This window comes from Microcoleus sp. BR0-C5 (genome assembly GCF_036705045.1).
GTDB lineage: Bacteria > Cyanobacteriota > Cyanobacteriia > Cyanobacteriales > Microcoleaceae > Microcoleus.
The window spans coordinates 16567-35236 of the sequence record NZ_JAUBTR010000016.1 but is presented as its reverse complement, the minus strand read 5'-3'; the positions used below and the strand labels follow the sequence as shown (position 1 = coordinate 35236).

The window sequence follows — 18670 nt, the reverse complement described above, 5'->3', positions numbered from 1 at the left end:
GCCTGAGTGCTAGTCTGAGGCCAGTAGACTTCCAGAAGCCTTGTTACAGATTAATTATTAAGGACAAAAACTGAAGTTATAGCTCGGATCAAATAAAAGCGCGATCGGTTTTTTGGGCTCATGAATATTGACAAATCTCAAAAGCTAATAGCTTTTAGGTACAAACTGAGAAAATTTTCAGCAGTCAATTTGACTAACCAGAAACAAACGATCGCTCTGGCGTTTGGCAGTAGCTGCGGCAAGCGAATGTTATGACTTGACTATCAAAATGGGAAATTTACGTTTTAGATCTTCAGCAAATCAATACAGATGGATTGCCCTAGGCAGTTTTGCTGTAATTATGGGTATTTCAGGCGCCCTAGCCTACCGCCTCGCCCCGCCCCCCGGATTCATGGCTCAAGGCACTCTCACTTCTAATAATCCGCCAGTCAAATTTTCGACCACGGGCACGACAATTCTCAAGCAGGGAGAGCAACTCACCCCGGAGGTTCTCCTAGCAGATAATGTTGTCAAAGCAGTGGCAGATGCAGTGAAGCTGTCGCCCCAGCAAGTTCGACAAAATGCTAGTGTCAAAATTTCTAAGCCGGAACAACCCCTAGAAATTGTGGTTGGGTATCGCTCGCTCGATCAGCAGCAAGCAATCCAAACGGCGGATATGTTGATGAAGGGCATGGTTGAAAAAAGCCGCCTGATTAACAGATATCGGTGGCAATCAGTCAATCAGTCCCTCAACCAACGCTTGGCACAAGTCACTCAAGACCTGAAACAAGCTCAGCAAAAACTCGACCAATACGAAAGAGAGCGCGCTCGCCTGTTGCAGCAAATGAAGCTTCAGCAAGACTTTTACAACAAAACTCAGCTTGCAATGGCGGATACGCAAGCGTCGGAAAAAGAAATGGTTAGCAGTTTGGCCGCCGCTACAGTGCCGCAAATTGTGGCGACGCCTACGAGCGATCCGACAGTGCCTCTGATTTTGGGAATTGGCTTGCTGTTGGCAATTTTGGTCAGCCGCGGTTTGATTCCTTCGGTGGCGGATTGGAGGTACAAAGCAGCTTTTCAGCGAGAAGAGAGCGAAAGGCTCCAAAGTGCTTTGTACCGACTGATCAAAGAAGGCCGGGGCGAAATAACTCTGGTGCGGTTTGCGATGGAAACGCGGCTGTCGCCGGATGTGGCTCAGCGTTTTTTGAACCAACAAGCTGAAGTCTTTAATGCCAATTGCGAAATTAAAGACGACGGCAGCATCTTGTATCACTTCCACATTTAAAGGGCTGGGGCGATCGCGCTTTACAGAAAAATTTAGCCGATCGGGCCCTGACAGCTCGATCGGCTGGTTTTTTTCTTAATAGGACTTATATCAGGTTCGGTCGATCGACTATCCCCCTCTAGGTAGGCGCGGGTATACGGGCTCTATAACTTATACTACTACTACAGATTTGGGTCAACCCGCCGACGCGAGCTGGCGTGGCGGTGATTTGACCCGACATGATATTAACCTCAACCGGGTTTCTTAGCTTGTAAGATGCCCCGGAGCTAAAAATTGCTCGATCGATAGAGGTGTTGACTAACCTAGAGCACCCGAAGATTGTGCCAGTTCGTCCCAGACAGGCTAAAAAATATTTTTTGTGTTCCGCTTGCTTTTTGCTTCATTATATGTATAATGATAAAAAAATCAGTAAATGTACGGTTGCTTTTTACCGAAGTTACCGGATTAATGGGTACTTTATCCTTAAATATTTATTAAGGTAGAGATAAACTCAGTATAAATGCTGTAGTATAGAACAATAAGCGATTTAGGGATGTTATGTAGTTTCACATCAGAAACTTGATCGGGCAAAAGCCTGGAATTAAACTCCCCGACTGAAAGCGTACATCTTCATATTGAACTTTTGTAATCACCTAGAGGCTAAATCATGATTTTGGGAATAATTGGTTCTTCTTTCTTAGCTTACTTTTTGCTAATGTCGGTAGCTAATTACGGCGACACTGGAATGTAGATTAGTTAAGGCACTTATGCACCGAGACATAAGGCAGCAGGCAAAAAAAGCTGTTTGACAACTTCTTGACAACTTCGATGATTAAGTCTCAGCTTCGGCAATGTCTTTCGTGTCAGAGTCCTGTCTGATCGGAAAAAAAAATGGATGAAGGAGTCGTTAAGTACCGCTGTGATTGGAAAGAGGCAGGCCCTGTAGCTGCCACCAACATAGCAGATTTGATGGACTGGCGCGATCGGCTCCACGCTTGGGGATTAATTGGCGTCTACGAAAATGGCATAGGGTTTGGCAACGTCAGCGTCAGACTCGGTAATTCTTGCCAATTCGTGATTTCGGGAACCCAGACTGCACACTTGAATACTCTGGGACCAGAATCATACTGTACTGTTACCGAATTTAACTTAGAAAAAAATTTCCTCGGCTGCCGGGGCCCCGTACAAGCTTCGTCGGAGTCCCTGACTCACGGGGCCCTGTACCTTCAGAGAGAGGACGTGGGCGGGATAATTCATGTCCACAATCCTAAGCTATGGCAGCAACTGCTGTTTAAGATTCCTACTACTAGAAAAGAAATACCTTACGGCACTCCCCAGATGGCCTTAGAAATTTTTAGACTTTTTGAGGAGGAGAATTTGGCCGATCGCAAAATGCTGGCCATGGCAGGTCACGAGGACGGCATTATCTGTTTTGGCAACACCGTGGACGAAGCTGGCAAAGTGCTTTCTGCTGCGATTAATGAGATTGGAGTTGAGCGTTGATCTCTCGAACGGTTGATCCATCGCCTGGGTTGTGGTAAAGATCGAGCATCAAACTCTCGCAACCAGCTCAAAAATTGCCAAGTGCCTCTTGCCTCTGTGGTAATGGAAAGATATTCTAAATAGCAGATATATACTAGATCTAATCGTAAAAGCTGAGAGTCATTGTCAGTAACCCAGCCCTAAAGGGACTGAGCTTGGTCGCGACTGATTGAGCAAGCTGTACTGACCAGCCTAAGACTTGAGAGGTCTACGTTATTTGGGTCACGACACTCCTTGAATGCGACGCTAGTTTTCCGATCTGTCGCTTGTAGTTAAACAGCCTTAAGGTCACTGAGGCAGTGCTGCAAGCTTAACAAGCTCTTATAACATTGGCGAAGCGAACATTACCCCGAAAGGGAGCCGGAGATAACCATATCTCCACAGAGGGGTAATTATACCCCTCTACCCCTCGCCGGAGGGGAAAGCGGATTCAAGGCTGTGGTCACGCTCGCCCTTCGGCTTCGCTCAGGATAAACTCCGTCGAATGTATTGAAACCGCCCGTGTCGTTTACCTCTCAGGGCTAAAGCCTCTGAGTTTCCCACTTACCGAGCATTTTTATGAATCAAACTAAACTTGTAAGCTCAAAAGAATTGCAATCAGAGGTATCTCGTCTCACCGAAGAGCTGCAAATGCGCGACCAATTGGTGCAGCAGTTGTCTCAAGAACTTTTCCGGCTGGTGAAGGGCAATTCTAATTTTGTGCCCGCGCCGGAAGTTTCCGATCGCCACCAAGCTCAAATGCAGGCAATGCGGGAACAACTCCAAGCTGTTGAAGAACAGGTGGGTTTTTATCAGGAACAAATCGCCGAACGGGATGCTGAGGTTTACCAACTGCGGCAGTCGGTACAAGAATTGACGGATCGCTCTCGGATGCTAGAACAGGTAGTGCAGGAATTGCCGGGGGTTTACCGCCAGAAGTTTGCCGAGCGGCTCGATCCGATTAAGGAAAAGTTGGAGCAATTGCAAAAGGAAAACCGTCAGTTGCACACTGAGTTGCAAAGCGTAACTTACCGTCTCGCTGTGCGGAGCCGCAAGGCTAAGGGCCTGGATCTGCCGAGCGTCGATGCTGAGGACGATCGGGGAATTCAAATGCCGAGCTTTGGCAATGTCTAAGGTTTTGATTGTGGCGGGTGGTGAGAACGATCCGGCCACAAGTCTCAAGGCGGCGATCGCTCAATCTGATCCTTTAACTGAAGTCAATATCTGTGGGGTTTCTGAACTCCATTCTGGCGCGATCGCTCCGGGTGGGGCGATCTTTAGTCCTTTGACGCTGGATGTGCCAGAAAATCTGGTTTTTCCGGCTCAAGATGTGTTTCGATTTTGTAGCAATGTTTCCGCAGCGCGCGATCGAGTGTCCCAGGAGTTGCTTTTTCCCGTCGGCGGTGGCAATTTTTGGCTGCCTGTGGTGTTGACTGCAAAGGGCCCACTGTATGCTGAGGCGATCGGTGGGGAACCTTCTAAGCAGTCTGGCGAGTTGAGTTACTCTCAACCGGTGCATTTGTCAGATGTTTGGCGACAGCAGTTGTATGAGTTGGCTTACCGCTTGCTGAATCTTTTAAATGCGCCGCCGGCGACTTATTTGATGCAGTTCGGGTTCGTAGGGGAAAGGATTTGTTTCGATCGACTTTGGCCTTTTCCGGCTGCACCTGCGATCGCTTCTGTCGGCGTTCAAGTGCCGGATTTATTTGTTTGTCATTGGTATTGCTTGACAAATAAACCTATTTATGATATAGAAATTAGCTCTGCGGTTGCTGGAAGCCTCTTGGAAACTTGAGATTTGAACTGGGCAGCTATTTTTAATCAAGCCACTAAAGCCGGAGTTTCAGTGGAGATAACTTGCTCGAAACTGTCGAAGATTTCAAAGAGTTGGTCGAGTTGAGTAATTTCAAAAATTAGCTTGACTGTGGCTGAGAGGTTGCAGATGACGAGGCGGCATCCCCGGTGGCGGGCGGCGTTGAGTCCGCCGACTAAGGCGCAGATCCCGGAACTGTCGATGAAATCTACGGCGGCCATGTCTATTACCCAGAGTTTGTGGCGATCGGGCACAATCTCGGCTAGCTGTTGCTGGAGGAGGCTGCCGGCTTGGGAGTCGAGGCAGTTGTGAGGTTGAAGGACGATGGGTTGGTTGAAGTTGGGAAATTCCATAGCAGTTATCCTACGATCGTAAAGTATGAATAAGTTAGTTTAGTTGCTGACTCTCTTGAGAGACTCAGGGGATTTCAGCGTATGTTTTAGGATTGGCGATCGCCCTTGTGGGAATCCGTGGGGAGAGCCGTCGTGATAAATTTAGTAGGAAACTGGCTGGCGATCGCGCGGAACGCAACCGCAACAATTCTCTATTCCTCTAGTATGCCTGAAAGGCTAATTTTTAGTTAGCCCAGCGATCGCGACAACAGTGTGTTTTTCATCACAGCGAAAGATTGCACTATTGGCTGAATCGAGCCAATATATAAATGTATTGAGCTTTGCAAAAGTTTACGAAGGCAGTATCGAATGTCTTTTGAGTTTTTATCGTTAGAGACTATTCAGCAGTTTGCGCGTGATTACGGCTACTGGGCAGTATTTCTGGGAATTTTGCTGGAAAATCTGGGAGTTCCTCTTCCAGGCGAGACAATTACGATTGCTGGCGGGTTTTTAGCTGGCAGCGGGGAACTGAATTACTGGTTTGTGCTCGGCAGTGCGATCGCGGGTGCTACATTGGGGGGAAATTTTGGTTATGCGATCGGCAGGTATGGCGGCTGGCCACTGCTGCTGAAGCTGGGACAATTTTTCCGCTTTCGAGAAGAACAACTGTTTGATTTAAAAGAACAGTTTAGCAAAAATGCAGCTAAAGCCGTATTTTTGGGCCGTTTCATCGCACTGCTGCGAATTTTTGCCAGCCCCCTAGCGGGTATTGCAGAAATGCCTTTTTGGAAATTTTCGCTGTTCAATGTTCTGGGTGCTGCAAGCTGGGCATCTGTAATGGTGAGTTTATCCTACTTCTTGGGACAAGTTGTGTCTTTAGAGAAGTTGGTAGCTTGGGCTGCTCAATTTGCGGTATTTGCTTTGCTGTTAGCAGTTGCTTGGATTGCAATTCCTATTTGGTTGGAGTCTCGGAATTTGGACAAGATTAAGTAAGGACACAACAATGTTGTGTCTTTATCTAATTTACCGCGCAAAGTAGGGACACAACAATGTTGTGTCCTTATTTTTGGTATCGTGCAAAATAGGGATATAAAATTCAGGACTTACACATTAAGATTAAAGAAACCGGGTTTTTTACCTAATCTGTGGATGAAAACGAATATTTTTCGTAAAAAACCCGGTTTCTGACCACCCGTTTGTCCAAGACTACATTAGTTATTCAAGGATTTAAATATGGGATACACTACAATTTTTAACGGAATATTTCATTTAAATAAGCGGTTATTGGACAGCGAAACTCTTTACTTATTGGAGTTTTCTCGGACGAGGCGGATGAAGCGAAATTCTGAGATTTTGCAAGATGTTGCCGATGCGGCGAGAATGGCGGTGGGTTTGCCTTTGGGCGAAGAAGGCTGCTATTTTGTTAATGAAAAGTGGGATGAAGAGTCGGAATTGTCGATCGTAGATTACAACCGCCCGCCAAAGACTCAGCCCGGTTTGTGGTGTCAGTGGATTCCGACTGCTGACGGCGGGGGGATTCAGTGGAGCGGCGTAGAAAAGTTTTATGATTATGTCGAATGGTTGCAGTATCTGATTGAAAATTTTATCGAACCTTGGGGTTATGTTTTGAGCGGTGAGGTGAATTGGCAAGGGGAAAGGGAAGAGGATGTGGGTATGATTTGGGTTGAGAATAATGCGATTATTTCGCCCGATGGTGCAGAGGAATTGTTGAGGTATGCGGTGTCGCCGGTATCCGTACCAAAGGTGGTTTGGGATTGTTTGCAAGCGGTGGAAGCGGCGGGATTTTCTTTGAGAGATTGGAAGGAAGTAATTGATAAAGCTGTGGAGTTGGGACACGGGGAAGCGGTGCTGTGGATCAAGCCTAATTTTGACAAGTATTTTGATGGTATGGAGCGGGGTTTTGAGTTTGAGGGAGAGGTGATTGAAACAAAAGATGAGGATTTGTGAGCGGTAGTTTCGATTTGACTTACGCATGGTGGCTCAGAAACCGGGTTTTTTACGAAATACTTCGTTGTAGGACGCAGATTCGGAAAAAAACCCGGTTTCTTTGGTCGGAGTAGTTAATTCGTAGGGTGCGTCGCTGCGAGATTTTCGATATAACTTGCAGATTATAGATGGCGACGCACCTTACTTGCCATCAGATTATAGGTACTACATACACAGGTCATATGCGATATAATTGTAAGTACGATCGTCCGAGGATGTACTATGACAACATCAACAGAAATCCGAGCAGAAGTAGTTGAGGGAAAAGTTGAAATTTATTACTCTCCCGCCGATTATTTAATGCTGGAAGAGGGGGCCGAATTTAAAAGTGAATATCAGGATGGCAAGATAATTCCTATGACAGGCGGAACACCAAATCACAATCAAATAGCTCTTAATTTGAGCGGGACACTAAATTTTGCTACAAAAGGACAACCCTACCGAGTATTTATAAATGATTTGCGTTTGTGGATACCGTCGAAGCGGGTTTATACTTATCCCGATGTGATGTTGGTGGCGGGAAAATTGGAGTTTGCTGAGGGTAGGAAAGATACGATTACTAATGCGGTGATGGTAGCGGAGGTTTTATCGGAATCGACGGCGGATTATGACAGGGGTGGCAAGTTTAAACTTTTTCGTTCTATTCCTAGTTTTCGAGAGTATGTTTTGATCGATCAGTACGAGATGCACGTCGAACAGTTTGTGAAGACGGATGATAATAAGTGGGTTTTGTCTGAGTATGATGGTGCTGATGCGGTGTTGAAATTGAGTTGCGTGGAGTTTGAGATGCGGTTGGGTGATATTTACGATCGCGTGGATTTTGAGTCTGAGTCTGAGGAGTGAGGGTGATATTGAAACCACCAATTTCGGGGCGATTGGAAATCGCGTCTACACAAACAAAGTCCGCCTGCGCGGACTGGGAGAATCAAGTAGAATTTGGGAATCCTTATGACGGTTATTACCTATAATATCGGTCAAAAATTGGCTGTGACTCTTTGCTGCGAAGCAGAGGAAAAACAGGAATTGGGAGTTGCAAAAATCCTTGAGTATTTAGAAAAAAAATATCTCTTAAAGCAATGGGCAATATCTGATATTGAAGCTACGGGCAGTTACGGAAATTGCTTGACTGCGCGGTGTAATAAACAAGAAATATTTCAGTTATCTACTTCGGATTTGTTGGAGATAATGAGGGAAGAAGGTTAAGTTATTGAATTAGATGCTAGTTTGATAAAAGATGACGAGGAATTGTTTAAAATATTGATTCGAGATGGGGTTTCAATTGATTTGCTTGGCAGCGGGGAGATGATGCCGCTGACGGTTTTCGGGAAATATGTTTATGTTGACAAAGAACTGTTTATGTGGTAAATGCCGTGGGGACGATCGCACTTCAAAAATCTTGTGAAAAAGTATCAGAGTATCTAGGGATTGTTGGCGCTTAATATTTGCTTAAATCTCGATAACCTGAAGGACAATTTATATCTATGTTGTTGATAATTACTGGTAAACCTGGAGGATATTTTGAAGGTTGATTGCTTTCACAAAGTATGGTTTTAGTATTTGTTTCACCACTAGCTTTTGTAGTTGAAAGAGTGATACCAGTATAGTTTTTTGGTCCCTCTACCTTAGCTAAAGCAATTGCTTGAACCCAACGATTATCATTACTCACAATAATACTATATAAATAATTTTGTGTTTCTGACTTTATACCTGTTCCCAATTGTTCTATGCTAGATGCGAACCTAGAGTTCTCAGCGTAAAAAGCTTGTTGTGCTTTGTTCAGTGAACCAACATACTGTTTGGCTTCTGATTGTCTAGCCTTGTTTAGCTGATCTTTTTCTTCATCTTCGAGACTTGTTGCTCTAACATTTGGAGGGAGTATGGTTTGCTCAGAGATTTTATTAAAAAGTCCTGCATTGGAAGTAAAAGATGTGGGTCTAGATGTTCCAGTATTATCTAATTCTAAACGCAACTTACCCTCAGCCGTTAAATCAAAAATTGCCCTTTTAGTAATTTGACCTCCTCTTAATATATCCAGATTTTTCGGTTGAGCAGTTAGGTTAGTCTGATACCGCGCTTCGCTAGCTGAAGCAATTTTGTCCCAAATAAATAACTTCCCTTCAGGCGTAAAAATTAATTTTAATGACGGGCCTGAACCTTGCAGTGCCCATTGACCTAATAATTGTTGAGCAACGTAATTCTCAGGATTTGCAGCAGCTACAGAAGTTGAAGCAGTAGCTACAGAAGTTGAAGTCGAAGTTGATGTTAAAGTTGAAGAAGTTTGAGGATTCAGTAAATTATATAATCCAAAGCCAGCTAAGGCTAACACTAAAGTTGAGCCAGCACCAATTAAAGCCCATTTCCAAGGCACAAGATTAGAATTGTTTTGAGGATTAGTCATAGTAATTACTTAGTGGTAGCTAGAACATAAACTGCCAATTCAAGAGAAATTCAATAATTTACTAATTGTGTTAATTACACTCCATATTATCAAAACTACATCAGTCTTAAGAATCAAAAAAGTAAGATAAAAGTATTTTAAAAGTAGTATAAAAGTAACAATCCAAGTCTAGAGACCAAGTTGCTGGACTGTTAAGCTAGAATCTGCTATAATAGTACAGTTTTAGCTATGAGGGGACTTTGACACATGACAGTTGACGAAGCCATAGAGATCGCAGAAACAGCCCTCAACTACGATCGCCTCAACAAAATTCAAGAGATAGTGTTTCGTCAATCCTGGGAAGGACAGTCTTATAAAGAAATTGCAGCCAGCACTGAATATGAATATGATTATATCAAAGATGCCGGTGCTAAACTATGGAAACTACTTTCAACAGCACTAGAAGAAAAAGTTAAAAAAGATAATCTCAAATCAGTCTTAAAGCGATATTTACGGCGGAGTCAAGTGAATCTACAGCGAAATCTGACGATCGAAGTTAATCTCAGCGGTGCTAATCTCAGTGGAGCAAACTTAAGTGGAGCTAGATTATTCGCAAACTTAAATGAAGCTGATTATGGTCAAGCCGATTTAGATAAAACAATAAACGCTGATACTAAAACTGAATTATCTGACTCAGAAAACGAAATTAACTGGAACGGTTTTTGCTTTCACTCCGACGCACAAGTGAAAATTGCCGAAATACTCGATCGCACTTCCACTCTCTTCATCCCCAACTCCCAACTGCGACTGACAACACCCGCCGGCAGACAAAACCAAGAAGCTGACTTTCTGATCTTCCACCAAAACAAGCTAGGAATGCTGAAAATTGACCGTGAATCATCCCATCCAAACACAACAGAAGATGAAATGTGCCAGCTTTTCATAGATTCTGGCATCAGTCTGGTCAAACATTACGATCCTACCCGATGCAGCGAACAGCCGGATCTAGTTGTGCAGGAGTTTTTGGAAATTTTGAGTCACGTACAAGCCTAATAAGGTGTTTTTTATTTAAGCTGTGATACAAACATTATTTGGGTTTTTAATATTTTTTCCCTTTAATAATTAACTAACCTTCATTTCAGAGTCGATGTAATAAATAGTATAGCTCTTCAATTAATTTAAACTTCGGCATAAAATTTTACACTAATTCACGGAAATAATTTGGAATTATACCGTATTTAAAGGCACAATAGCTTATTTCAATTTTATTTAAAATTAAAGCAACGAGTCATCTGTTGTGAATTCCTTTTTCTCTTTCTTCCTCTGTGTCCTCTGCGTCCTCTGCGGTTACTTTCAAAAATATAAATTTAACCGCAGATATACACAGATGAATGCAGATTTAAATTGTCTGTTATTGCACAAAGCAAAGCGAAGCAATCTTCAGCTCCTGGGATTGATTCCTACTAATTACCCATGATCAATTCTCCGTTCCCCTCAATCACTTCCCCGATCGCCCAAGCACCAATTCCTTGAGATTCAAACCATTTAACAGCCTGTTCTACTTCCCTGGGAGCAACCAACAGCACAAACCCAATCCCCATATTAAAAGTATTGAACATATCTGCTGGGGCAACTTGGCCCGCTTCAGCAATCCACTGGAAAATTGGCAAATTTGGCCAGCTATTGCTGTCAATTCTGACAGATTGATTAACTCCTAAACAGCGGGGCAAATTTTCCGGCAAACCGCCGCCCGTAATGTGAGCCATGCCGTTAATTTCTAGACCACTCTTAATTGCTTCGAGGACTGGTTTAACATAAATTTTAGTCGGAGTTAACAGCACTTCTCCTAAAGTTTTGCCACCTAACTTTTCGGGTTGGGAATGCCAGTCAAAACCCCGATCGCCCGCAATTTTTCTCACCAAACTAAAACCGTTGCTGTGCACGCCCGAACTTGCCAGCCCTACAGCCACATCTCCCACCTGCACCCGCGAACCGTCTAATAATTTGCTCTTTTCGACAATTCCCACGCAAAAACCAGCTAAATCGTACTCTCCCGAAGAGTAAAAACCGGGCATTTCTGCTGTTTCCCCTCCGAGCAAAGCACAGCCCGCTTGCTTGCAACCGTCAGCAATACCGGCCACCACTGCAGCTAATTGTTCGGGATTTAACTTTCCCGTCGCTAAATAATCGAGAAAAAAGAGGGGTTCGGCCCCGGATGTCAGCACGTCGTTGACGCACATCGCCACCAAGTCGATACCTACCGTGTCGTGCCGATCGAGATTGTGGGCCAATTTCAACTTAGTCCCAACGCCGTCAGTACCCGAAACCATCACCGGCTCTTTTAAACCCTCTGGGACGCTAAAAAAACCGCTAAACCCGCCGAATCCGCCCAAAACTCCCGATCTGTGCGTGCTCTTGACCATACTCCCGATGCGCGAGACAAAAGCTCTGCCCGCCTCAACATCCACACCTGCTTCTCGATAATCCATAAGTCCGCCAAATCGATTTCTTCTAATTTTTAGTTTATTCCCATAACAGTTGACAAACAGCTTTTTTAAGACTAGCCATTCGGCAGCCCACAAAATACACTAAATTTTTGTAAATTTTTGTAAATTTTTCCGTAAAGACTGAAACGGCTGTAAGCACTGGAACTAAAGGGTTTTATGATAGAGGGTTTTGAGAAAATTTGATGAGGATTTGATGAAAATCGCGATCGCAGCGATCCCCAAGCACAAAAGTTTGTGGTAGTCTGTTGCAGTTCGTGAACAAAACACAAATTGCCGATCGAGTACGAGTTGTCAAGTGTCAGGGAATTTTCCGCCAATTTTTTTTGGGGGCGGAAGCATTAAAGCAAAAACGCACCCGGATACTTTGCTTTGACTCACGGGGGAATGGCGAAGGGCAAGAGAGAAATCCTTGACGCCCGCCGCCAAATGGCCAATCCTCCAATCTCGGTTGGCAATGGCTATTCACAAAAATGGACGTATGAAGGAAAAATTTGTTGGTGGTCTACTCGCTGTCCTGTTAGTTCCTGTGGTAGGAACGGCATCCTCTTGTCACGCACAAGCAACAGGTGCCGACAACCAAAACTCTCAGGTTTCCGAGCAAGTAATTGCCACCCAACCGTCCCGGCAGTTAAACGCTACTCGGGTCGAAGCGCAAAAAGTCGGACAGTATCAGTATCAAGCAAGAGCTGAAATTGCCCGAGACTCGATCGCCAAAATTCAGCCCCACAACTTAGGCGGGCGACAAGCAGCGACAGTCTACGTGCGAAACATTCCAGTCATCACATTTCTCAACGCCAGTCCGGAAACAAACACGCCTTTGGGAGAAACTGGCAACAGCCAAGCCCGTCCTAGCAGTCCGTCAAAAGTAGCGGGCGCAAGAGAAAATCCCAAAGTCGGAAACCTTGCCAGCAACTCTAGCAACCAAGAACCCGATCCAATTTGGCGGGCATCAAGCTTAGCAGCAAGACTCAATCAGCTAGCCCGCAACAACATCGATCCCAACAGCATTACCGTTAAGTGGGAAAAAGGCGATCGCTACATTATCCAGGCAAACGGCGAGGAGTTGGTAAACATCAACGCCGAAACCATCCTCCCCGACACCACCAGCAACTTTAGCCGAGACGCCCTGCAAGCAACCAATCGCCTCCGGCGGCTTCTGGGCAACGCCCCACCCCTGGAAGAAGTCGCAGGCAAACCCCAATCAGAACCCGCTGTGCTGTCTATGGGCCCAGTTCAAGTGCGCCTCAGCGGCTGGGCTTCCTGGTACGGCCCAGGATTTAACGGCAACCTCAGCGCCAGCGGCGAGCGTTTCAACCAAAATGATTTGACCGCAGCCCACCCAAACTTGCCTTTTGGAACGAGAGTCATGGTGAGAAATCTCGACAACGGCCGCACCGTAGTCGTCCGCATTAACGACCGCGGCCCCTATGTGGGCGATCGGCTCATTGACTTGTCTGCCGGCGCCGCCAACGTGCTGGGAATGATCAGCAGTGGCGTTGCCAGAGTGGAAATCGAAGTGATCGAACCGCCGCAGCAAACAACTGGTGGACGCTGAAGGCTACTCTCAGGCAGAATACAAAACTTATCCCAACTGTAGAAGGCAGAAAGTAGAATAAAACTGACATCTTGTACCATTCTCAATTACTTGTTTAGGAACAGGCATCTTGCCTGTTCCACAAGAAAACTCATTCTTTGTGGAACAGGCAAGATGCCTGTTCTTGAGAATGGTGCAAGATGTGAGATAAAACTGACATCTTGCACTATTCTTTGTGGAACAGGCAAGATGCCTGTTCTTGAGGATGGTGCAAGATGTCAAGTCGAACAAATTCTGACAAATAAACTCTGTATTCTGCCGAATGCCTTCAGGAGATTCTACCGGTGCGCCTGTTTACTACCATTGCAGCACTTCGCTGCTACTTAAATTTACAAAAGTCTGCTGCACCTCATTTGACAGTCGGTTTGGTCCCGACGATGGGAGCTTTGCACGCAGGGCATCTGAGCTTGATCCAGCGGGCAAGGCAAGAAAATGCGATCACCCTGGTCAGCATTTTTGTCAACCCGCTGCAATTTGGGCCGACAGAAGATTTTCAAGATTATCCTCGGAATTTCGAGCAAGACCGGCTGTTGTGCGAACAAGCAGGGATTGATGCCATATTTGCTCCCTCAGCAACGGAAATGTTCGGCCATCAAGCAGTCGATTCCCTACGGGATAGCTTCGCTTCACCCACAGAAACAGAGCAAACCGCCCAAAAACAGATAGAGATTCACCTTTCATCCTTAACTCAAGTAGTGCCACCACCGGCGATGACATCGGTTTTGTGCGGCAAAGCAAGGCCCGGTCATTTTCAGGGCGTCGCGGCAATTGTGACTAAACTTTTGAGTTTGGTGCAGCCAACAAAAGCTTATTTCGGTCAAAAAGACGCCCAGCAGCTAGCAATTATTCGGAAGCTGGTCTTTGATTTTAACTTGCCTGTAGAGATTGTCGCTTGTCCGATCGTCCGCGAAGAGTCGGGACTGGCAATGAGTTCTCGCAATCAGTATTTAACAGTAGAGCAAAAACAGCAAGCCTCCGTACTCTACCGCGCGCTGCAACAAGCCTCGAAAACTTTTTCTTCAGGCGACCGCACCGCAGCAGCCGCACTCGCTGTCGCCCACGCAGCAGTCGCAGAAGAACCCGCAGTCAAGCTCGAATACGCCGAACTCCTCGATCCCCACACTTTGACGCCCTTGCAGGTTGTGGAAACAGCGGGACTTTTAGCCGTGGCCGCCAGAGTTGGCTCTACTCGTTTGATTGACAATATAATTCTCAGGAACCGCCGGCCAATTGTGGCGATCGACGGCCCGGCGGGAGCAGGCAAATCTACCGTAACTCGCCTTGCAGCAACAGCTTTGAACTTGTTTTATCTGGATACCGGCGCGATGTATCGGGCGCTGACTTGGCTAGCATTGAAAACAGACACGCCGATTTCCGACGAATGTGCGATCGCCGAATTAATCAGTTCCAGTTATTTGGAATACAACCTCGATCCCGCATCAAAGATGTTGAAGATTAACGGCGAAGACGTAACCGAGGCAATTCGCAGTTTGGAAGTGACATCCCGCGTCTCGGAAATGGCAGCACTTCCGGCCGTGCGGCAGTTTCTGGTGGAGGAACAGCGGCGCTGCGGCACAAAAGGCGGAATTATAGCAGAAGGCCGCGATATCGGCACTAACGTGTTTCCCGATGCGGAACTGAAGATTTTTTTGACGGCTTCGGTACAAGAGCGATCGCGCAGGCGGCTGTTAGAACTTAAAGATAGCGATCGGGCTAATATTAGCTTGGCCCAATTGGAACAAGACATTGCCCTGCGGGACGAAAAGGACAGCACCCGCGAGGTTGCACCTTTGCGTAAAGCGGCCGATGCTGTGGAAATTCAAACAGACAATCTGACTGTTGCTGAAGTTATCGATCGGATTGTCGCCTTGTACAAAGAGAGAATCGGCCCTAAAAGTTAAATTTACGACGCTGGGCGCGCGCGATCACCCTCCTATCAAATGCGGTTAACCTCACATCTTGCACCATTCTCGCTTAACAGGCTTTTCGGCCTGTTCCACAAAGAGTAGATTTTCTTGTGGAACTGGCATCTTGCCTGTTCCTAAAAAGCTTATTGACAATGGTGCAACATCTCAGGTTAAACTCACATCTTGCACTCTTCTCAAGAAAGAACAGGCTTTTCGGCCTGTTCCACAAAGAGTAGATTTTCTTGTGGAACAGGCATCTTGCCTGTTCCTAAAAAGCTTATTGACAATCGTGCAACATCTCAGGTTAAACCAACTTGCAGTGTCAGGTAGAGACGCGGGCCGAGGCTGGCTGAGTCCCTAAGAATATCGTGCCATTAATCCGAGAGCGCCGTCCCCGTGGCTGGGGGGGAAAAAGTTCAACCATCCCGCGTTTTCATGGGTTAGGGGATTTCTGGCGCACAAATCTTAAATTTTTTTATCCGGACGGACTTCCCCACGATCGGTTATTTCCAGTAGCATTTTTACGGACTGTCCAATTTAAGATTATCCTCTTAAGTGGATTAACTTGATATCAACTTGACACTCCCCAGCCTAAAGGCGTGGGGATTCTTAATTCAGCGACTGACCTTAAAATTGACTATCCTTACGGCATTACTTAAACCAAATACCCGTTCAATTGAACCAAGTATCGAGCCTAACTTAGACAATCCCAGCGGGTCTATCTCCAAAAGCGTACTAGAATATTTATCTAGAGTTTGGGTATGCCCTACCCTACTTAACAATCCTAAAAATAGTTTGTTTTTGCTGGTTTAAGGCTTACTGAATTCAGCCTCTAGCTGTTTAAAGAGTTTTCGCTGCTCTCGGTCCAACAATTTATGCCTAAAAGTGTGTCTCATGTCCTGTTTCACGATGGCAAAGGAGTTTAACCTTGACTACTCTAGTATACTAGAAATTTCCTGACTTTTAGGAAGAAATTTAAGAAATTAAAGCCGTCCTAGAAGGAAAGGGTTTTAAACCCAGATTTTTGATAAAATCTCAAATTAACTGTACAAGGTGTGAAGGAGAGAATGACGTGACAAAATTGAAACTGCTGTGGAGGCGGCGAAAAACTTTAATACTTGCTTTTATGGCAGCAACAGGAAGTTTTTTGCTGGGTGTGACATGGCCGATTAACTTGCGGGCCAATCAGCCCTTGGAACCGATTCAGGCGCAAGTCTTGGCCGTATCCCAGTCGCAAGAACAACAGCCGATGTCCAATATTAATAAGTTCTCCGAGGCGATCGCCCGTCGAGTAGAATTTTCCCAAAATGCTCTAGCCCAAGTGCAGGCAATCCGATTTCAATCAGCCGTACCGTCGCAGATTCAAGGTACAACCATTAGTCACGCGAAACTCGACTCCCAGCACAAGGCGATCGCCCTGACATTTGACGACGGCCCCTGGCCGAAAACAACTACACAAATCCTAGATATTCTCAAGGAAAATAATATTAAGGCTACATTCTTCTGGGTAGGAAGATACCTGCACAATTCTCCCGAAATTGGCAAACACGTCGCAGCAGCCGGTCACGCGATCGGCAATCACACTTGGAACCACCAATACCTTCAGTATAACGAAGACGGTGCCGCTCGCGAGATCGATCGCACTTCATCCTTAATTGAGGAGTTAACCGGCATCCAAACATCGATGTTCCGCCCGCCAGGAGGCATTTTAAACAATGGATTGGCAGCTTACGCTCAAAAGAAAAATTATGCAGTTGTGATGTGGTCTGCTGATTCTTTTGATTGGCGCACCCTTACCGAATCTTTGATAGACAACGTGATGAGGCAGGCCAATTCCGGCGGCATTGTGCTGATGCACGACGGCGGCGGCAATCGAGCGAGAACTGTAAAAGCTTTACCTGATATTATTGCTCGATTGAGAAAGGAAGGGTACAGTTTCGTAACAGTTCCCGAGTTATTGCAGATGCAAGAACAAGACTTACAGCAACAGGAAACAGCACAAAAATAACAATTTGGTAAAGTTGGATTTTACACCATTTTTCCAATTTTTTGTATGTCGTTAGATGAATTTTTCATAACTCTAGCCGAACGAAGAAGGAAGAAGTAGCAACCTCGCCCGATTACCGGCGACGTTCTTAACTCCTGAAACCATTGCTTTAATTCCATTTCCTTCTTCCTTCTTCCTTCTTCATTCTTCCCTTTTCCCTCTTCATTCTTCCCTTTTCCCTCTTCATTCTTCATTCTTCATTCTTCATTCTTCCTTTTTCATTCTTCCTTCTTCAACTACACAAATCAATCGAAAATCGCTAGGCTATAACAGAGCATCAGTTCGATCGCGAGTCGCGTACCAGCCATGACCCAAAGTCTCAGTGCGACAGGGTTGCCCCCCGCCTTCCCAGATCACACTCAACTCCCCGAATCAGACGGCACGTTCGTGAAGAACTTCCAAGAACATCCCCAGAGTATTCTGCTAACCGATTCCCTAGAAAGCACACTGCAAACGCTTCACCCCGACGGACAATATGCGATCGGGCAAGATTGTGGCATTTACTGGCGCGAAACCGACCCACCAGAACGCGGAGCCGAAGCCCCTGACTGGTTCTACGTGCCGAACGTTCCGCCTTTGTTAGACGGCGAAATTCGCCGCTCTTACGTGATTTGGCGCGAGTATATGGTGCCAATAATTGCGATCGAATTGGCCAGTGGGGATGGTTCCGAAGAACGAGACAACACGCCTTTATCTCGTTTGCCAGAAGGTACTAATCAAAAACCAGGGAAGTTTTGGGTATACGAACAGATTATCCGCATTCCCTACTACGCCATCTATACAATCAAAACCAGCCAACTGGAAGTCTACAACTGTGTAAACGCCCGTTATTGTCGATTGGAACCCAACGATCGCGGACATTACCTGATCGAGCGCATGGGAGTAGAGTTAGGCGTATGGGAAGGCAGCTATCAAAATCAGACACAGCGTTGGTTGCGTTGGTGGGATAATCAGGGGAATTTGTTACTGACGGGGAGCGAGCAAGCTCGACTCGAACGCCTCCACACCGAACAGGAACGCCAGCGGGCCGATCGAGCAGAGCAAACACAACGAGATGCTATCCCCCAACTACTGGCAATGGGTTTAACTGTCGAACAAGTTGCCCAGGCGCTTTCTCTGTCGGTGGAAGATGTGCAGCGATTGGGATAAAGGGCGACTACTCCAAAGGCTGTGGTCATCGCTACCTCCCGCCATCGCGTACACCAAACCGCGCCTATATTCATGCCGGACGGTATTATCACGCTCGATGGCAAGGTAATCTTCGGGGCTAAACCCAGACGGGATGGCAATCATAGCGTTAGAGGCAAAATCGATACATTAAT

General features: G+C 45.9%; 19 protein-coding genes. 15 read left to right on the top strand and 4 right to left on the bottom strand.

Translation table 11 applies throughout. The annotated features are described in order from the left end of the window. Window positions 1–340 precede the first annotated feature (340 nt). The 4 genes from QUB08_RS10365 (at window position 341) to QUB08_RS10350 (ending at window position 4559) form a co-directional block, all read left to right on the top strand. Window positions 341–1264 carry a hypothetical protein gene (locus QUB08_RS10365; RefSeq protein WP_333104438.1) on the top strand — a complete coding sequence of 308 codons (924 nt, stop codon included), beginning with the start codon at window positions 341–343 and terminating at the stop codon, window positions 1262–1264. 870 nt (window positions 1265–2134) lie between these two features. Beyond that, window positions 2135–2746 (top strand): class II aldolase/adducin family protein, encoded by a 612-nt coding sequence (locus QUB08_RS10360; protein WP_333224664.1) that lies wholly within the window; start codon window positions 2135–2137, stop codon window positions 2744–2746. A gap of 597 nt (window positions 2747–3343) precedes the next feature. After that, window positions 3344–3898 carry an Npun_F5560 family protein gene (locus QUB08_RS10355; RefSeq protein ID WP_333224663.1) on the top strand — a complete coding sequence of 185 codons (555 nt, stop codon included), beginning with the start codon at window positions 3344–3346 and terminating at the stop codon, window positions 3896–3898. Next, window positions 3891–4559 (top strand): hypothetical protein, encoded by a 669-nt coding sequence (locus QUB08_RS10350; RefSeq protein WP_333224662.1) that lies wholly within the window; start codon window positions 3891–3893, stop codon window positions 4557–4559. Before QUB08_RS10355 ends, QUB08_RS10350 begins: the two co-directional genes overlap by 8 nt. Window positions 4560–4585: 26 nt before the next feature. Here QUB08_RS10350 and QUB08_RS10345 read toward each other — a convergent pair whose 3' ends face one another. Next, window positions 4586–4930, bottom strand: coding sequence for an STAS domain-containing protein (locus QUB08_RS10345; protein ID WP_333096247.1), 345 nt, complete (start codon window positions 4928–4930; stop codon window positions 4586–4588). Between the two features lie 348 nt (window positions 4931–5278). Between QUB08_RS10345 and QUB08_RS10340 the strand changes: the two genes are divergently transcribed. From QUB08_RS10340 to QUB08_RS10320, 5 genes are all read left to right on the top strand, one after another. Continuing rightward, window positions 5279–5902 carry a DedA family protein gene (locus tag QUB08_RS10340; protein WP_333224661.1) on the top strand — a complete coding sequence of 208 codons (624 nt, stop codon included), beginning with the start codon at window positions 5279–5281 and terminating at the stop codon, window positions 5900–5902. A gap of 240 nt (window positions 5903–6142) precedes the next feature. Continuing rightward, complete coding sequence (locus QUB08_RS10335) at window positions 6143–6877, top strand: hypothetical protein (protein ID WP_333224660.1); 735 nt, start codon at window positions 6143–6145, stop codon at window positions 6875–6877. Window positions 6878–7138: 261 nt separating this feature from the next. Then, window positions 7139–7759: a Uma2 family endonuclease gene (locus QUB08_RS10330; RefSeq protein ID WP_333224659.1), complete on the top strand. Its 621-nt coding sequence runs from the start codon at window positions 7139–7141 to the stop codon at window positions 7757–7759. Window positions 7760–7864: 105 nt separating this feature from the next. Beyond that, window positions 7865–8119 carry a hypothetical protein gene (locus QUB08_RS10325; RefSeq protein WP_333224658.1) on the top strand — a complete coding sequence of 85 codons (255 nt, stop codon included), beginning with the start codon at window positions 7865–7867 and terminating at the stop codon, window positions 8117–8119. A 21-nt stretch (window positions 8120–8140) separates the two neighbouring features. Then, window positions 8141–8281 (top strand): hypothetical protein, encoded by a 141-nt coding sequence (locus tag QUB08_RS10320; protein ID WP_333224657.1) that lies wholly within the window; start codon window positions 8141–8143, stop codon window positions 8279–8281. Between the two features lie 70 nt (window positions 8282–8351). On the opposite strand, the gene QUB08_RS10315 is transcribed toward QUB08_RS10320, so the two are convergent. Next, the gene (locus QUB08_RS10315; RefSeq protein ID WP_333224656.1) at window positions 8352–9314 is read right to left on the bottom strand and encodes a type IV pilin-like G/H family protein; all 963 of its coding nucleotides are present in this window, start codon (window positions 9312–9314) and stop codon (window positions 8352–8354) included. Between the two features lie 246 nt (window positions 9315–9560). On the opposite strand from QUB08_RS10315, the gene QUB08_RS10310 reads away from it, so the two are divergent. After that, window positions 9561–10346 (top strand): pentapeptide repeat-containing protein, encoded by a 786-nt coding sequence (locus QUB08_RS10310; RefSeq protein ID WP_333224655.1) that lies wholly within the window; start codon window positions 9561–9563, stop codon window positions 10344–10346. A 410-nt stretch (window positions 10347–10756) separates the two neighbouring features. Here QUB08_RS10310 and purM read toward each other — a convergent pair whose 3' ends face one another. Beyond that, a complete protein-coding gene (gene purM / locus QUB08_RS10305; RefSeq protein ID WP_333224654.1) occupies window positions 10757–11782 on the bottom strand; it encodes a phosphoribosylformylglycinamidine cyclo-ligase in 1026 nt (341 codons plus the stop codon). Between the two features lie 272 nt (window positions 11783–12054). Here purM and QUB08_RS10300 point away from each other — a divergent pair, with 272 nt between their 5' ends. The 4 genes from QUB08_RS10300 to QUB08_RS10285 all read left to right on the top strand — a co-directional run bounded on the left by QUB08_RS10300 (window position 12055) and on the right by QUB08_RS10285 (window position 17309). Beyond that, window positions 12055–12213 carry a hypothetical protein gene (locus QUB08_RS10300; RefSeq protein ID WP_333224653.1) on the top strand — a complete coding sequence of 53 codons (159 nt, stop codon included), beginning with the start codon at window positions 12055–12057 and terminating at the stop codon, window positions 12211–12213. A 65-nt stretch (window positions 12214–12278) separates the two neighbouring features. Further along, the gene (locus tag QUB08_RS10295) at window positions 12279–13355 is read left to right on the top strand and encodes a septal ring lytic transglycosylase RlpA family protein (protein WP_333224652.1); all 1077 of its coding nucleotides are present in this window, start codon (window positions 12279–12281) and stop codon (window positions 13353–13355) included. A gap of 323 nt (window positions 13356–13678) precedes the next feature. Continuing rightward, window positions 13679–15295 carry a bifunctional pantoate--beta-alanine ligase/(d)CMP kinase gene (locus tag QUB08_RS10290; RefSeq protein ID WP_333224651.1) on the top strand — a complete coding sequence of 539 codons (1617 nt, stop codon included), beginning with the start codon at window positions 13679–13681 and terminating at the stop codon, window positions 15293–15295. A gap of 1078 nt (window positions 15296–16373) precedes the next feature. Then, complete coding sequence (locus tag QUB08_RS10285) at window positions 16374–17309, top strand: polysaccharide deacetylase family protein (RefSeq protein WP_333224650.1); 936 nt, start codon at window positions 16374–16376, stop codon at window positions 17307–17309. 20 nt (window positions 17310–17329) lie between these two features. Here the strand turns inward: QUB08_RS10285 and QUB08_RS10280 are convergent, their stop codons facing one another. Continuing rightward, a complete protein-coding gene (locus tag QUB08_RS10280; RefSeq protein WP_333224649.1) occupies window positions 17330–17542 on the bottom strand; it encodes a hypothetical protein in 213 nt (70 codons plus the stop codon). 112 nt (window positions 17543–17654) lie between these two features. Between QUB08_RS10280 and QUB08_RS10275 the strand changes: the two genes are divergently transcribed. Next, window positions 17655–18497, top strand: a complete 843-nt coding sequence (locus tag QUB08_RS10275; RefSeq protein ID WP_333224648.1) for a Uma2 family endonuclease — start codon at window positions 17655–17657, stop codon at window positions 18495–18497. The last annotated feature ends 173 nt before the right edge of the window (window positions 18498–18670 follow it).

Bases quoted from the DNA above. Each gene is read 5' to 3' on its own strand.
- QUB08_RS10310 (WP_333224655.1), top strand. From the start codon at position 9,561: ATGACAGTTGACGAAGCCATAGAGATCGCAGAAACAGCCCTCAACTAC.
- QUB08_RS10275 (WP_333224648.1), top strand. From the start codon at position 17,655: ATGACCCAAAGTCTCAGTGCGACAGGGTTGCCCCCCGCCTTCCCAGAT.
- QUB08_RS10280 (WP_333224649.1), bottom strand. From the start codon at position 17,542: ATGAAGAATGAAGAGGGAAAAGGGAAGAATGAAGAGGGAAAAGGGAAG.
- QUB08_RS10330 (WP_333224659.1), top strand. From the start codon at position 7,139: ATGACAACATCAACAGAAATCCGAGCAGAAGTAGTTGAGGGAAAAGTT.
- QUB08_RS10295 (WP_333224652.1), top strand. From the start codon at position 12,279: ATGAAGGAAAAATTTGTTGGTGGTCTACTCGCTGTCCTGTTAGTTCCT.
- purM (WP_333224654.1), bottom strand. From the start codon at position 11,782: ATGGATTATCGAGAAGCAGGTGTGGATGTTGAGGCGGGCAGAGCTTTT.
- QUB08_RS10360 (WP_333224664.1), top strand. From the start codon at position 2,135: ATGGATGAAGGAGTCGTTAAGTACCGCTGTGATTGGAAAGAGGCAGGC.
- QUB08_RS10355 (WP_333224663.1), top strand. From the start codon at position 3,344: ATGAATCAAACTAAACTTGTAAGCTCAAAAGAATTGCAATCAGAGGTA.
- QUB08_RS10335 (WP_333224660.1), top strand. From the start codon at position 6,143: ATGGGATACACTACAATTTTTAACGGAATATTTCATTTAAATAAGCGG.
- QUB08_RS10350 (WP_333224662.1), top strand. From the start codon at position 3,891: ATGTCTAAGGTTTTGATTGTGGCGGGTGGTGAGAACGATCCGGCCACA.
- QUB08_RS10345 (WP_333096247.1), bottom strand. From the start codon at position 4,930: ATGGAATTTCCCAACTTCAACCAACCCATCGTCCTTCAACCTCACAAC.
- QUB08_RS10365 (WP_333104438.1), top strand. From the start codon at position 341: ATGGGTATTTCAGGCGCCCTAGCCTACCGCCTCGCCCCGCCCCCCGGA.
- QUB08_RS10340 (WP_333224661.1), top strand. From the start codon at position 5,279: ATGTCTTTTGAGTTTTTATCGTTAGAGACTATTCAGCAGTTTGCGCGT.
- QUB08_RS10325 (WP_333224658.1), top strand. From the start codon at position 7,865: ATGACGGTTATTACCTATAATATCGGTCAAAAATTGGCTGTGACTCTT.
- QUB08_RS10315 (WP_333224656.1), bottom strand. From the start codon at position 9,314: ATGACTAATCCTCAAAACAATTCTAATCTTGTGCCTTGGAAATGGGCT.